The 12,785-nt window shown below is 41.2% G+C and carries 15 protein-coding genes; 6 read left to right on the top strand and 9 right to left on the bottom strand.

Features of this window, described 5'->3' with window-relative positions; all coding sequences use genetic code 11:
- Window positions 1-248: 248 nt before the first annotated feature.
- From CQ839_RS01040 to CQ839_RS24925, 3 genes are all read right to left on the bottom strand, one after another.
- A complete protein-coding gene (locus CQ839_RS01040; protein ID WP_103666420.1) occupies window positions 249-851 on the bottom strand; it encodes a hypothetical protein in 603 nt (200 codons plus the stop codon).
- Window positions 835-3,504, bottom strand: a complete 2,670-nt coding sequence (locus CQ839_RS01035) for an Eco57I restriction-modification methylase domain-containing protein (protein ID WP_103666419.1) — start codon at window positions 3,502-3,504, stop codon at window positions 835-837. The genes CQ839_RS01040 and CQ839_RS01035 overlap by 17 nt, the downstream gene beginning before the upstream one ends.
- 250 nt (window positions 3,505-3,754) lie before the next feature.
- Window positions 3,755-3,904 (bottom strand): hypothetical protein, encoded by a 150-nt coding sequence (locus CQ839_RS24925; protein WP_181016044.1) that lies wholly within the window; start codon window positions 3,902-3,904, stop codon window positions 3,755-3,757.
- A 144-nt stretch (window positions 3,905-4,048) separates the two neighbouring features.
- Here CQ839_RS24925 and CQ839_RS01030 point away from each other — a divergent pair, with 144 nt between their 5' ends.
- Window positions 4,049-4,471 carry a hypothetical protein gene (locus CQ839_RS01030; RefSeq protein WP_103666418.1) on the top strand — a complete coding sequence of 141 codons (423 nt, stop codon included), beginning with the start codon at window positions 4,049-4,051 and terminating at the stop codon, window positions 4,469-4,471.
- 234 nt (window positions 4,472-4,705) lie between these two features.
- Here the strand turns inward: CQ839_RS01030 and CQ839_RS01025 are convergent, their stop codons facing one another.
- The 6 genes from CQ839_RS01025 to CQ839_RS01000 are packed head-to-tail and all read right to left on the bottom strand — an operon-like array spanning window position 4,706 to window position 10,359.
- The gene (locus CQ839_RS01025; RefSeq protein ID WP_103666417.1) at window positions 4,706-5,662 is read right to left on the bottom strand and encodes a hypothetical protein; all 957 of its coding nucleotides are present in this window, start codon (window positions 5,660-5,662) and stop codon (window positions 4,706-4,708) included.
- Window positions 5,663-5,668: 6 nt separating this feature from the next.
- Window positions 5,669-5,935 carry a hypothetical protein gene (locus CQ839_RS01020; RefSeq protein ID WP_103666416.1) on the bottom strand — a complete coding sequence of 89 codons (267 nt, stop codon included), beginning with the start codon at window positions 5,933-5,935 and terminating at the stop codon, window positions 5,669-5,671.
- A 2-nt stretch (window positions 5,936-5,937) separates the two neighbouring features.
- Window positions 5,938-7,479 carry a hypothetical protein gene (locus tag CQ839_RS01015; RefSeq protein WP_103666415.1) on the bottom strand — a complete coding sequence of 514 codons (1,542 nt, stop codon included), beginning with the start codon at window positions 7,477-7,479 and terminating at the stop codon, window positions 5,938-5,940.
- Entirely contained in the window at window positions 7,476-9,371 is a 1,896-nt protein-coding gene (locus tag CQ839_RS01010) for a hypothetical protein (RefSeq protein WP_103666414.1), read from the bottom strand. The genes CQ839_RS01015 and CQ839_RS01010 overlap by 4 nt, the downstream gene beginning before the upstream one ends.
- The gene (locus CQ839_RS01005; RefSeq protein ID WP_103666413.1) at window positions 9,368-9,553 is read right to left on the bottom strand and encodes a hypothetical protein; all 186 of its coding nucleotides are present in this window, start codon (window positions 9,551-9,553) and stop codon (window positions 9,368-9,370) included. Before CQ839_RS01005 ends, CQ839_RS01010 begins: the two co-directional genes overlap by 4 nt.
- Window positions 9,553-10,359 (bottom strand): hypothetical protein, encoded by an 807-nt coding sequence (locus CQ839_RS01000; RefSeq protein ID WP_103666412.1) that lies wholly within the window; start codon window positions 10,357-10,359, stop codon window positions 9,553-9,555. Before CQ839_RS01000 ends, CQ839_RS01005 begins: the two co-directional genes overlap by 1 nt.
- Window positions 10,360-10,760: 401 nt before the next feature.
- Here CQ839_RS01000 and CQ839_RS00990 point away from each other — a divergent pair, with 401 nt between their 5' ends.
- From CQ839_RS00990 to CQ839_RS00970, 5 genes are read left to right on the top strand one after another with little or no spacing between them, the layout of a single operon-like run.
- Complete coding sequence (locus CQ839_RS00990; protein ID WP_103666410.1) at window positions 10,761-11,111, top strand: hypothetical protein; 351 nt, start codon at window positions 10,761-10,763, stop codon at window positions 11,109-11,111.
- 58 nt (window positions 11,112-11,169) lie between these two features.
- Window positions 11,170-11,781 (top strand): hypothetical protein, encoded by a 612-nt coding sequence (locus tag CQ839_RS00985; RefSeq protein WP_103666409.1) that lies wholly within the window; start codon window positions 11,170-11,172, stop codon window positions 11,779-11,781.
- On the top strand, window positions 11,778-11,993 hold the full coding sequence (locus tag CQ839_RS00980) for a hypothetical protein (RefSeq protein ID WP_103666408.1): 216 nt from the start codon (window positions 11,778-11,780) through the stop codon (window positions 11,991-11,993). The genes CQ839_RS00985 and CQ839_RS00980 overlap by 4 nt, the downstream gene beginning before the upstream one ends.
- Window positions 11,990-12,361 (top strand): hypothetical protein, encoded by a 372-nt coding sequence (locus tag CQ839_RS00975; RefSeq protein WP_103666407.1) that lies wholly within the window; start codon window positions 11,990-11,992, stop codon window positions 12,359-12,361. Before CQ839_RS00980 ends, CQ839_RS00975 begins: the two co-directional genes overlap by 4 nt.
- A gap of 38 nt (window positions 12,362-12,399) precedes the next feature.
- The gene (locus CQ839_RS00970; RefSeq protein WP_103666406.1) at window positions 12,400-12,774 is read left to right on the top strand and encodes a hypothetical protein; all 375 of its coding nucleotides are present in this window, start codon (window positions 12,400-12,402) and stop codon (window positions 12,772-12,774) included.
- Window positions 12,775-12,785: the final 11 nt, after the last annotated feature.

The raw sequence follows: 12,785 nt of genomic DNA, 5'->3' as shown, positions 1-12,785 counted from the left end.
CCTTATTTTAAATTTAACCTGCTGAATGTAGGATTTCGGGGAGGTCAAACAAGATAAACGGCTCAGTACTTTTAATGACAGGTGTTTCAAACATCGAATCCCTCCGAGGCTAAAACTATTGCACATCAAGCATTTCAGCTATTTAAGCTAAAGTACCTCCCTGAAACACCTATTGAGCCTTTTGTAATTGGGACGATAGCGGATGCCATAGAGCATCAGTTTTTCGTGCATAGCAAGGGCATTGGCGATTATGTATGTTTACTGAGTGGGTCTAATACCTCTTCCTTGAGCATATATATCGCTTCTTTTACAGCTTGTGTTAGAGAATCTATATCTTTAAGCACATGGTTAAGATAGCCTGTATTTAAAGCAATGTGTGCATGTGGCCAAATATGACAATGTGGATAGCAAGACGAATCTGAACATTCTATATGTAGATGCAAACTTTGCTTGTATTTTGCATGAGCAGCGTTATCTGGTTCATTTGGATCACAATGGAGAAGCGCAAACTCTTTCTCTTCAGATTTAGATGTTTCAATCGTATAAAAATGAAGATATGCTCTATCTAGATAGAATAATTCTTCTCTATTCTGAGGAATTTTGAACCATCTTTCGTAATACATAGCACGTAATTCACCAATAGTCCTAAATCTCATCTCATCGTAACGAGCATCAGACTTTGATATATTATCTTTTGCCACGACTATATATTCCGTTGTACTACGACCATAAGGTGATACAACTAATTTTTGGAAGTTTAAGGCAAGAGGTCTAAGTAACGACTTTACGACTTTATGTCTATTTCGCAGTGTTTTATTATTAATTAAAATTCGCTTATCTTGATGTGCCATATATAGCCAGTTCTTCCTCACTAAATCCGTATAAATCGGCTACAATATGGTCAATTTCGGTCTCGATATCTATAATTTCAGAGCCTGAAGCAAGGAGACGTTTATCAACGAGAAGTAGCAAGTTGTGCATGGTAGAGGAATGTACTTTTGTTGGATCTGGAACAGGAGTCTTAAGCAAGCTTTTAGGTTCTAACATAGAATACCCACTGCCATATTTATGAGAATGTTCGGATATGTAACGATAGCAAACACTCGAATTTAAGACAGCAGCAAAGTAGCGCAGTAGCTCACTTTCAACATTGCGCTCCTTAGGAAAAATCACTGGAGAACGAACAACAGCAAATTTACCCTCACTATCAATTGAGAATCTAGGCATAATCGCTAAGTGTGGACTAACAATTTTTGCTTGCTGTAAATATTCAAATCGAGATCTTTCTAATTCCCACCAAAGAATTTGATTGTTTCGCACTGCGGTACGAGTCTCTAACTTTACTTTATGTTGTAATAAGTACTCCCATGTTTTTGGATATCTTAGTTTAAGATCATCTTCATTAAGCTTTTCACCTTCAGCATATGGATAAAACAAATAACTTTCTGTCTGTTTAGGAGTAGTATAAGATTCCATTTCACGATCTGAAAGGAATGGAATAAAAATACTATCTTCTCCTTTTGGTACTTGCCTTCTTGGAACTATAAATACCTTGTTACTACCAGTTTGAACGCCTACTCGAATATTCATAAACTTACCAATAGTTGGGAGTAATTTTAATTTGCGTTCGATACTAGCAGTTTTAGGAGTCTGTATTATCCATTCATCAGATTCAAAAACATCTTGAGTCACATTAAAAATATTGTAAAATTTGGTTTCTGACTGACGACCTTCGACTATATCTTGTAACGCTTTCCCCAATAATTCTTGACATTGAGCAATAGTAGCAATAGGTGCTTGAGCTTGATCAAAACTATAGCGTTTCTGGAAAATCAGAAGAATAACATAAGTATTGACATCCCCGAAAACTTGAACAGCGGAAAGATCTACTAAACAACGAATCCAAGCTGTTTGAGAAATAAGGTTGCGAATTCCAGAATCACTTTTTGACAAAAGGAATTTATGGGGTAAAACAAATAGACCATATCCACCAGGTTTCAAGGATTCTATCGCTATCTTTAAGAAAGCTAAAGATAAATCTACTTTTCCCTGAGAAGCAGTTCCCATAAAATCAGCAACTCTCGCTCTTGTTGCTTCATTTTGATCTCCCAATGATACAAATGGTGGATTAGCAATAACAGCACCAAAACTATTTTTTAATTCTGGATGGTCTTGAGTATACTTAATAGCTTCCTCCACTTTTATTTCAAGATTAGATGGTAATTTATCTGTAAGAACTAAATGGAGCAAAGAAAGTGATAAGAGAGCTGAATGACATGCATTAGGATCAATATCTAGACCAGTTACATTGCTAAATGCTGTTTCGATAAATTCAGTTGTTATGCCACCTTGGGTAGGATCACATTGAATCTCCAAAAGTGTTCTCAAAAAAATACCAGAACCGATAGCAGGTTCCAATGTACGCAACCTCTTAAACTCCATCGGTGGCATTTGCTCACGTAGATATCTTGCAAAAAAACCTGCTATAAATTGAGGCGTATAAACACTACCATGAGCTTTGTTTGGTATTTCTTCTGGTAAAGGTGGAAAGAAACTAAGCTGATCGACATCATTTTCTGTAAATCTTAAAAGACTAGTATATCTTTCATAAATACGACTCAGAGCATGTTTGGATATGAGAGAGAAGTCATATTTATATGGCTTTGCGTATTTGATTCTATAAAAATCTCTTACAAGGACTTCTAGGGTTTGTCCATCTAAACTATCAAAAGCACTAAGTAAAGATTCATCTATTAGATATGCTGGTATTTCTTTTTGATAAAAATATTTGAGAGTTCTAAAAATTGCTTTGCGAATTGTTAATTGTTCACCTCTAGATTGAATAACGTTCTCAAACAAAGCTTGCGAATTTGAAAACTCCTCAGCCCTAAATGGGTGAAGACGACGAAAATTATCTTCAACCGCTCTAGTAAATATAATTGCATTAAACAGAGCAGACAACTCTCTATTAGAGATTGAGTTTCCCATCTCAGAATATAAATTGCGCTTCCAAAATGAAATTGTATCGATTAGGGCATCATCTAGAGCAGGAAGATTCGGGTTTTGTCTCTTTCCTGAAATTTGCTCAAATGCTTTACTTCTCAAATTATCTAAATCATCATGAGAAATACGACGAGTTTCTACAATTTTCTCTGGATCGCAACGGTTAAAAATATACGAAATTTGGTCAGACTCGATCTGAATATGCCAATCAACTAAATTGTTATAGGATATGTTGAGTAAACGTTTTCTCTCTTCATAACTAAGCTCCGAATATCTTCTTTGAAGAAAAGTTATAACAGCTTGATTTTCCAGACCATGTTCGATTATTAAATGAGCATTTGCAAATTCATTCGTTGAGGGGATTTCTAAAATATCACTTGGAGTCCACCCAAAATTGTGAGCAAAATCGTTCAAAATTCTTGCACGATCAGTAGTCGGCAGTATTGATGCCGATGATGTAAGTTGCAAAACCGTGCTGTACAACCCAGAAATCATTCCCATCCTCAATTTTTTTCAAGATTTCTCATAGTAACACCTTAACAACAAGCATATACCACAAAAAATAGTGTTGCTATTAAAATAATGATGATCTAGAACAATTGCAATATTTATCATTAAAAACTTAGGATGAATTCACGATAGTCCCAAAGAGCATAGTATGCTGCTATTCCCTGATCTCTGTTTGATTTGAAGGAATAGGCGATCGGGTTTATGAGTAGTGAGGGTGCGATCTCTGTTTGATGTTGGGGGATTAGGCGATCGTGATTTTGGGTGGTGAGAGGCGATCGCTGTTTGATTTTAGGGAATAGGCGATCGGGTTTGTGGGTGGTGAGAGGCGATCGCTGTTTGATTTGAGGGAAAAGGCGATCGGGTTTTGTGGGTGGTGTGGGGCGATCACCACTTAATTTCCTTTGTAATTCATCCTTGATTTGACAATACTTAGGCTGTCTCTTTGTTCTGTGAGTATTTAATCAATAGCGTAATGCTATTGACTTTCTAGCGATATGGATTTAAAGTCAATAGCATTACATTATTAAAACCCTCTATGGAACTAAAGCGCAAAACGCCGCCTAACCCTAACGGCAATCCCAACTTCAAAAAACTTTGGGACAATTTAGGAGAGGCAAAAGCTATTAGATTACCTGAGTCTTTACACTCACTTTTTAGAAGTCTATCGACTGCCATTAATTCGGGTAAAGTCAAAACCACAGACTTAGAAAATATGTGTATTGATTGGGGAAATGTAGAGAGAGAGTTAACCGCAATTACTGGTAAGCCATCTCTAAGCATTGTCCAAAATCCTGAAAAGTCTAGCGATGAACTGCTCGAAAAATTAGAACAGTTTGAGGCGGCGCAACGCGCCACATGGGGAACATTGCCGCAGCATCGAGGCGAATTTTCTACGACTTCGGCAAGGTGGGGGAAATACAATGAGTTTAAGGCGTGGTTGGCTAACCAAGGAGAATAAGCAAATGAGTATGACATTTGAGCAGATGCAAGAAATACTTTCAAGAACTGCCGTACTAACTGAGAGAAATAGTGAGCCAATATAAAAGATTATGGCGATCGCCAAATTAGCGATCGCCATAATCTTGAGAATTTACATCAATCTGAAAAGTGGCAAGCCATTACAGCCCATATTGAGCCAAATGAATAAGCGATCGCATAAAAAAGGAGCCAGTCAATTTGACTGGCTCCTTTTTTATGGTGCATCACTAATATTTATTCGCATATCAAATTTAATTTCGCCTGTGAAGCCGCCCGTAGTATCCCACCAGTAGCTTGACAACCATAGATATTTTTTGCCGATCGCGAAATCTCCATCACCATCATTAGCAAAAAGGCTGAAAGGTGTTTCTCGGATCACAAATAGAGACCCGTAATTGCTACCTGTATAAAATTCTTCAGCGTCTAGCTGAATTAAATTAGGATATATAGCTTCAATCTGTGGAACCAGTGCGATCGCGCCTCTGCCTTTCGGAAAAACCAGATCGCTTATTTCTGTTTGCCCAGAGATGAAAACCTCTCCCAGCTTCTCTGTAAAGGTAAAATCCCCCGCCTCGATATCAGCAGGATCGGTTATATCTGCATAGAAAACCCTGAAATATTGGCTAATAGTTTGACTGGAACTATTGCTAGATGAGGCAAATAATTTTTGAGGAATTGGGCTGAACTCTACCCAGCCATTGAGCGCGCCCTCACGAACAGATACCCACTGAATCCGTGAAATAAAATCAAAATATAGCTGTCCAATTTTTACAGGGACAATATTTGGAGCGCCTCCACCCATTGAGATTGCTGGAGGCTGTCCATCACTACCCCCAATCAATTCCAGCCAGTCACCAACATCTAGCCCAATCGCACGGTAAACACGGTTAGTAGTTGTATCGATAAGCAATTGCTCAAGGTTATCAGGGGCGATCGCAATTCCATTAAAGAATCTCACTTTGGAGCTGCCGCCGTCGCCATCAACAGAGGGCAAAAGCTCAACCAAGTTACCAGCGGCTAGCCCAGTAGCTCGATAGACTCTATTCGTGTCAGTTGCTGCTATCAATTGATCGATAAAATCGGGCACAAAATCAGCAACATTCCCAGAAAACGTTCTAATTTTTGCATAGTGCAAATCATCAGGATTTGTCAATTTCGAGTGTCTGGCCATATCAATTCAATCCTCAAAAATTACATGATCTTCTGTGGTCAGTACCTGTCCGTCCTGAACCAAAATCTTATTCAGGATGGTAGCTGCATCAATTACGGGCATATCAGCGCCGATCGCAACCCAATCCGCAGGCGAATTAGTTGCGATCGCAATCCAAAGCTTTTTAGTTAGAGCATTTAGCCAAAAAGTGCGATCTCGATCGGGCGTTGCGATCGGATCGGTTGACTCTATCAGTAGATTTGGAGGAGAGTGGAGAGGGTTGCTAATTGGCATAATTATTTGAGTGGTGGTAATCCTTGCGGTGCTTCATTTGTCCATAAATCGATTCTTATCCGATCCTCACTGGCTTTCGTGCCATCGGTAAAGCTGCGTCCTTCACCTGTAGTAGTTCTACGAATTAGCAAGTTTGCATAGGCTGGATAAGCAACTGTGGGATCTTTCTTTAAATCTATATTTTTCTTCTCTACCTCTTCAGTTACGTTGAGATTCAAAAGTTTCGCCGTGGATAAAGTCAGCATCCTGCGTAAAGTTTTTTCAGCCTCACTCTTAGAGGAGCCATAAACAGCCATCTGTCTACCATTGTCTAGATGTGCAGTAGCTCTGAATTTTCCCCATGTATAGGGTTTAGCAGCAAGTTTTATTTTGCTCCAAGTCAAGCCAATAATCGGATCGGGTATGGTCACCTCGAATTTTTTAGCCTGTTTCCCATTGGGCATTCTCCAAGGCGGCTCTTTTTTCGCCTTGAAAATAATTTGTAATTGGCGGCGTAATGGTTTCGCACTGACAAAATCATCAGCGGGCATCCCAACGATCTGACCTACATCACGATTAGAAATTAATCTGTAATTGTTCAGGGTTTCGAGTGTGCTTGCTTCCAAATCATTAGTAGTAGCACTCAAAATCAATTGCTCTTCTTGGCGGCGCTTATCAGGTGTGAGCCTTACTGTGCGCTTTTTGCCCTGCGTAGACTCATTAGCTCGTTTAGCCTGTGAGTAAGCTGCATCTATCTCCATCGCGACGATCATTCCCGCCTCAGTGAATGAGTCCCAAGATTCTTCTAAGAATGCCTCAGTAAAGGCTCTCAGCTTATTGTTTTGGATGTTTTCTACAAATTCATCCATTTTAGAATTGAAAGATATGACGGGCTGCCCTTCCGAACCCCAGTTTTTTTGAATAAAAGCAGCCGTGCTTTGCCCATAAATGCTTGTCAGGACATTGTTTGGGATTGATTTGAGTAGCTTCCTGTAATTGATGTAGCCAGAAATCAAGGCGTTATTAGCTAAAGCTCCAACCGTCTGAGTTATCGCGCCGCTAATGCCTCTGGTGATTTCTCCGATCGCCTCTTTGCCAACATTACCCGCGACAGTTTTCGCAAGGGCAGCCCCGCCGATGACGGGACATAGGAAGGAAACACCGTAACCAATCCCAATTCCAGCCAGCCAGCCAAAAGAGCTACCCAAAGCCGAACCCCAAGCCGATGCTATGCGAACGTTTTGGCTCTCCATTAGCGATTCTAATTCTTTGTCTGAAGCATTCCAGTTAAAGGACTTTATTTGTTCTGTTCGGTCACGTAGCCATCCGAAAATACCCGTAACTAATCCACCGCCAGCCCATCCCAAGATATTTAAAGCACTTGAGAGGAAACCATTTAAGCCAGATTTATTAAAGAAATCTCCAATCTTATCTAGGATGTTTTTCTCATCAGGGCGTGTGATTGCATGTGAGAGATCTAGAGTTCTTATTCCTTTGTTTGGGGTCAGCTTCTTCCGAATTTCACGGCTGTATAGTGTTTGCTTGACGATCTTAAGTGCGCTCATTTTGCCCCTCCCTTCTTGGTGTCTGGTGGGGTTTCGTCCTTTATTTCGGGCTTATCTTGAGCGTTTTTATTAAAGCGAGAATTTGGATCATTTATCTCTTTGATAAATGCCTCAAATTTCTCTTCTTGTGCCGTCTCATCGGCTGTCATTGCCGATATTTCGCGATTCAATTCTTTTTGCTGTCCTTTACCTCGGAAAAATACAGCCTTGATAATTCCAGCCGAAAACATCAATTTTTGTAGGAAACCCACAACGGTTTCTTTGTCGGCAATCTCCCAGCCCTGAACATATCCAGTCACGGTTTTCAAGAGCTTTTCTAATACGATTGGCTCTTTCGATCTAGGGTCTAAACTTGCACCAGTAAAATCGAAATTGTATTGTAATTCCCTTGGTTTGTAATTAGCTTTGTATCCCAAAAACGTCGCGTTAGCACGGGCGTAATCCTGCGCTACAACAGAAGCATTTTTTGTCGCAATTATTTCAGCGGCAAGACGTAGCAACATGTTTAACTCAACCTCTTGATTAACAGAACTCTTGAGCGTTAGCGCGTACATTTCTGCGATCGCCTCAGCAATATTGGGTATTTGAATCGTTTTCTTTTGCTCTCCCTCTTTCAATGGATCAATATCTTTTACATCTATATCAACGGGAAATTGACCCACTAAGCTATCAATTTGATAGGTTAGCCAGTGCAAAAACTCAGCATTAGATTCCATTTTCTGTGTCCCATCCCCCAAGCCCTGCAAAAGGCTCTGTGGTACTTCTATGGGATAAGCGCTAGTCCCTAATCTCTTTGCAATTAGATTCACGATTGCAGTAATGCTGTCATCACCTATACCTACAGCAGCATTTAGAGCTTTCTCAAGCTTCCCAGTGCCAAGAACTTTCTTAATCTCTTTGAGTTCTCTTAATAGCTTCTCAGTATTTTCTTTAGAATCAGCGCAATCATTACAGCACATATCTTTCCCTCTTTTTTTGTCCTTGTCTTTTCTACCTCCAAAGCCACCTCCACCGCCCCCAAATGGCGGCGGGGGGAGAATCTTAGGGGGGCGAGGTCTATCAGGACATGGGATCGGCTTCCAGTTCCTGAGATCTACACTATTACCAAATACTGTCCATTCATCATTGCTCCCTTTTCGCCTCCTTTCGCCAGATCTTACAAAGTCTATCCTTTGTTGTAGATCCCCAATATAGTGATAAATATATGCACCTGTATCATATACAGAGATGGGATAAGCGAGATGCAGCTCTAAGGAAACACTATCAACTATTTCCCCAGTCCCAACTGTTAAGTTTCTAGTCCCCATATACTCTACTTTTTGGTTTCTGAACTCATAGGAATCCCCTCCGATGTTTTCACCAGTTAGCGCCGCGATCGCCAGCTCGTTCTGGCGATTGTAAAAATAATTCGTTATGCTCTCCCTTGCGGCACATTCTGGCGATTTGTATGCGCTTGCCCTAACATTCTCATCAAAAGGCTTTGGGGCGTGTTTTGATAGCTCATCTTTATTAAGTGTTGGCTTTGGTACATCGCAATTTGGATCGCGACGGCAAATTACTTGGGGTGTGACTTTTAGCCACAAAATCACGGGGTAAACATAAAGGCAAGTCTCACACCCATTGGTTTTTATCTCAGGCTCGTAGCCAAAAGGAATTGTAGAGGCTGGAATCTCGCCACAATAGGGCGAAGCTGGATAGCGAGAGCAATCACGCGGATCGGCTGGTTCAGCGCCTAACGACCATGACCATTCATCATTAATTGGCTCCAAAGTTGGAGCTACTGGCAAATCTCCAACCAGATCGAGCGCCTCAAGCGGATTAAATTCATCTCTGGGAGCACTTGAGGGAGCTGGGCGAAAGGCTCTTCCCCCAATTCTTGCAGCGCCTCTCATAGCAGCCTCATGGGATTAGGTTGAATGATGATTGTGTTTGCGATTGTTTGATGATTAAAAAATCTCATGGCGATTAATTCGGCTTCGATTTTGCCGCATTTGTAAGGCAAGTAGATCGCCTCAATCTCCTTTTGGCGATCGCCTCGATTTTCTGGCATAACCCATGAATCTAAATCAAACATTAGACCGCCTCTATTCCCGTCAGTGTAAGTGGATTCGCAGAAATGGCAGAGATAGCCCCACGATACAAATTGCTCATATTTATCTCGTAGCTGCCACCGCCTCTCATAAGGGTTATGCCTTGACCAAGGCTAGCCATTCCCCCGTAATTGATAAAGGCTTCATCCGTCAAGCTGGTATTAACTAGGGTCACTTGTTGGCGGTTTGGATTAGCAGGAAGAATAAGGCTTGAGGTATCATCTATCGTCCAACTGTGAGGCGTTGCAAAGCTAATTTCTTTTGCATCAGTTGGCAAAGTGGTTATTTCTTCACGAACCGAACCATAAAGAGTTACTCGATCAGCGCCCTCTAAAAGTCCATAACCCGCATTGGTAATTTGCGCACCAATCAGACAATCATTTGATGTATCAAAACTAATGTTGTCTGTCAGGTATGGCAGCAGGTTCACGGCATAGTATGGCAAGCGATTGATTAAGCTGATATCAAATATGGGTTGCCAAGAGACATTTGCCGTTCTCAGAAAGAAAGTGATCTGTTTCCGTGGCGATCGCCATTCCATATTTCGCAATGCAGTCAATCGCTCTAGCCTTGTCGCATCCGCCTCCAAATCTGGTAAATCCGCCTCATTGAGACTTTGGATGTCTACCTTCATTCGTAGAGAAGTAATAAACCCATAAAAGCGCAGAGTTTGCACCCTGTCATAGGGCGAAATTGCCGATGGTTGGTAAATGATTCTCATGGATGAATCATTAGCGGCAAAGGCTGAAAGTATTTGCTGTGTCCGAGAATAAGTCTGTTGTAATTCCATTATTTTTGTTGCTTTAGCAAATATTCTCTTTCTGTCATCAACAAGTTATAAGCGTCGCTTTTGCTCAATCCCAGTACTCTACTTAGCCTCATTAAAAGATTGCTTCTTGGGATGTATTGGTACGCTCTGCCATATCGCCAAACTGTGCGGAGCATGGCGCGTTTACTTCGTGTGCTAAGCAGTGGATATGCACGTAATATCATCTTTACAATAATTTACATAAGGTTTCTAAAGGTCTAGAAAATTTTGCGTGCTAAGAAAGAACCCATTGGGTTCTCTACAAACTGATAGGTACGATCGTAGCATTTTCTAAAGTTACTCGCAACTGTATATAGTGTTGACTTTTCCTGCAAATGCGCTAAATTCGTCATGTCAACACTATATACAGTGCAGCAATTCTCATGGATCTCAAATTTTCTGATTTAAATACCGCGATTGGATCGACTGCTTTTAGTGCGACAGGGGCAGTCCTTTCTATCGATCTATCTATCTTGATGGGTGAATCTGCGATCTCACTCACTGACGAAAAAGTTGCAGAGTTCTTGACAGCTTTGCTTGATGTTGCGAGCGATGCTCAAGATACTTTTAACGCGAATTCTGCTAATACAACTAAGCTTGCTAGCTATCCTCAACCAGTTTCTGGGGTTCCCTCTTTTGATACGGATGCTAATAGCTTCTATGTCACCTCGACCTATAGCTTTAATAGCCGTGCACCTCTGAACAAGGCTCAAACAACGGCTGTCCCTGCTTAGTTCTAATTTCGCAGGTATTCCAGTTCCTTAATCCTTTTATTCACGGGAAATAATTAATATGTCTCGATTAGTTTTTGTGCCGCTCGAAGCGCCATACGCAGACCATAAATATGGTTTTCGTACCACGCTAGAGGAATCTAAAGGCACTATATTAGGGCATCAAACCCTTGATGCTTCAACTCCAGTCACTGGGCTGATTTTCAAAGCCAATCATCCAAAGCCCAAACGTGCTTCTAAAACTTTTGCCACTGGTACTAATTCCAGCTTTATCGCACCAGCGGCTATTGCTGCGGCGATCGCGGCTGGTTGGGATATTGTCAAAGCAAAATCCAATGGCAGAAAATCAAGATCTACATTTCAAATCCCTGTTTACGTCACAGTCAACGGGGTCAAATATGCTTGGGGTATGAAGAAAAGCCAAAAAGCAAAGCTTGGGGCTAATTTCGCAACACTGGGTATTAAGGAAGTTACTGGAACAGAACAGGATCTAGTATTTGGGGCAAGCTTTCCAAAACCTCCACGGGTACAATCGTTGACTCTAAGTGGTAAAGGTGCTAGCGCTACATCTGTTAGCTCTAATACTTTTTACGATCCTTCAAATACTATCCCTGACACATTCCGAACATATGCAGGGCTTATTACTGCTGCTGATTGGGCAACCGTCGTATGATCGAGCGCCGCCTTATTATGCTCCCTTGGGATGAGGGCTTTCATGAGATTCTTAATGGCTCCTTGCCTGTAGACTTTGACGGCTCTCAATGTGTGGTTCAGCGTGCAGGATCGGGTTTACTCGAAACTGTTTCTTTTGAGGCGGCGATCGAGTATGCCCTTGGTGGCGAGTATGACGAGTTTGATGATGAAGAAGAAGGAGCATGGGAATGAGTTGGGTCAGCGTGACCAGTTTCAATATTGGAGTGGGTCGCGTTGATGCCATTCTTATTCCTTCCCTTCTTTCATCTGCTCACATAGCTATTAAGGTCACCGATATAAAGCGTCGCAAATGGCGAAAAGCTGGGGACTTGTGGCAACAGTTCACGGGTGGAGTTAGGGGCGTTAAGCTCTTTGTTGGCTTTGATGAGCAGTTGAATTTTGATATGCAAACCGATTTGGGTAGCTACTATCTCAGATTTCAGCCTGTTGTGTATCACAAAGGGCTATTCGTGGAGGTCTGGCAATGGGTTCCCCCTACTACTTCTAAAAAATTAGATCTGATAGGGTTTAACGCGATTCTAAATCCCTATGGGATATAAGGAAGCGCCATGATATTTAAAGTTTTTGGGATGGCATTATGCTAGACAAATTTGTAAATCTCCTTAGACGCTGGGCAGCTAGCTCAGAACGCGATCGGCTAGAAACTAAATTTGAAAGGATTAACACTCGCTTTTCAGACTTAGAGAATGAACTGGACAATAAGTTTACTGGTGTTGATAATCGTTTAGATAATGTGGAGAAGCATCAAACGGCTCAAAACGAGAAACTTAGCGCAATTCATCAGGTCACCTTAGCCAATAATGAGGCGTTAGGAGAAAGGGTTAATTCTTCATCTGTAACCACTGAAATGGTTCGGCAAATTGTTGAGGCTAGGATTGATAGCTTTCAAGAATCAATGAAATATATGCAAGGTCTGCTTGAACGGATAATTAAGCGTGATTGCAATATATAAATGTTTGGTGG

The sequence above is a fragment of the Pseudanabaena sp. BC1403 genome (assembly GCF_002914585.1).
In the GTDB taxonomy this organism is placed as follows: domain Bacteria; phylum Cyanobacteriota; class Cyanobacteriia; order Pseudanabaenales; family Pseudanabaenaceae; genus Pseudanabaena.
This window is presented reverse-complemented; position numbering and strand designations above follow the sequence as displayed.

Excerpts from the sequence above, each read along its gene's own strand:
- CQ839_RS01040 (WP_103666420.1), bottom strand. The coding sequence starts at position 851 with ATGGCACATCAAGATAAGCGAATTTTAATTAATAATAAAACACTGCGA.
- CQ839_RS01035 (WP_103666419.1), bottom strand. The coding sequence starts at position 3,504 with ATGGGAATGATTTCTGGGTTGTACAGCACGGTTTTGCAACTTACATCA.
- CQ839_RS01030 (WP_103666418.1), top strand. The coding sequence starts at position 4,049 with ATGGAACTAAAGCGCAAAACGCCGCCTAACCCTAACGGCAATCCCAAC.
- CQ839_RS01025 (WP_103666417.1), bottom strand. The coding sequence starts at position 5,662 with ATGGCCAGACACTCGAAATTGACAAATCCTGATGATTTGCACTATGCA.
- CQ839_RS01020 (WP_103666416.1), bottom strand. The coding sequence starts at position 5,935 with ATGCCAATTAGCAACCCTCTCCACTCTCCTCCAAATCTACTGATAGAG.
- CQ839_RS01015 (WP_103666415.1), bottom strand. The coding sequence starts at position 7,479 with ATGAGCGCACTTAAGATCGTCAAGCAAACACTATACAGCCGTGAAATT.
- CQ839_RS01010 (WP_103666414.1), bottom strand. The coding sequence starts at position 9,371 with ATGAGAGGCGCTGCAAGAATTGGGGGAAGAGCCTTTCGCCCAGCTCCC.
- CQ839_RS01005 (WP_103666413.1), bottom strand. The coding sequence starts at position 9,553 with ATGTTTGATTTAGATTCATGGGTTATGCCAGAAAATCGAGGCGATCGC.
- CQ839_RS01000 (WP_103666412.1), bottom strand. The coding sequence starts at position 10,359 with ATGGAATTACAACAGACTTATTCTCGGACACAGCAAATACTTTCAGCC.
- CQ839_RS00990 (WP_103666410.1), top strand. The coding sequence starts at position 10,761 with ATGGATCTCAAATTTTCTGATTTAAATACCGCGATTGGATCGACTGCT.
- CQ839_RS00985 (WP_103666409.1), top strand. The coding sequence starts at position 11,170 with ATGTCTCGATTAGTTTTTGTGCCGCTCGAAGCGCCATACGCAGACCAT.
- CQ839_RS00980 (WP_103666408.1), top strand. The coding sequence starts at position 11,778 with ATGATCGAGCGCCGCCTTATTATGCTCCCTTGGGATGAGGGCTTTCAT.
- CQ839_RS00975 (WP_103666407.1), top strand. The coding sequence starts at position 11,990 with ATGAGTTGGGTCAGCGTGACCAGTTTCAATATTGGAGTGGGTCGCGTT.
- CQ839_RS00970 (WP_103666406.1), top strand. The coding sequence starts at position 12,400 with ATGCTAGACAAATTTGTAAATCTCCTTAGACGCTGGGCAGCTAGCTCA.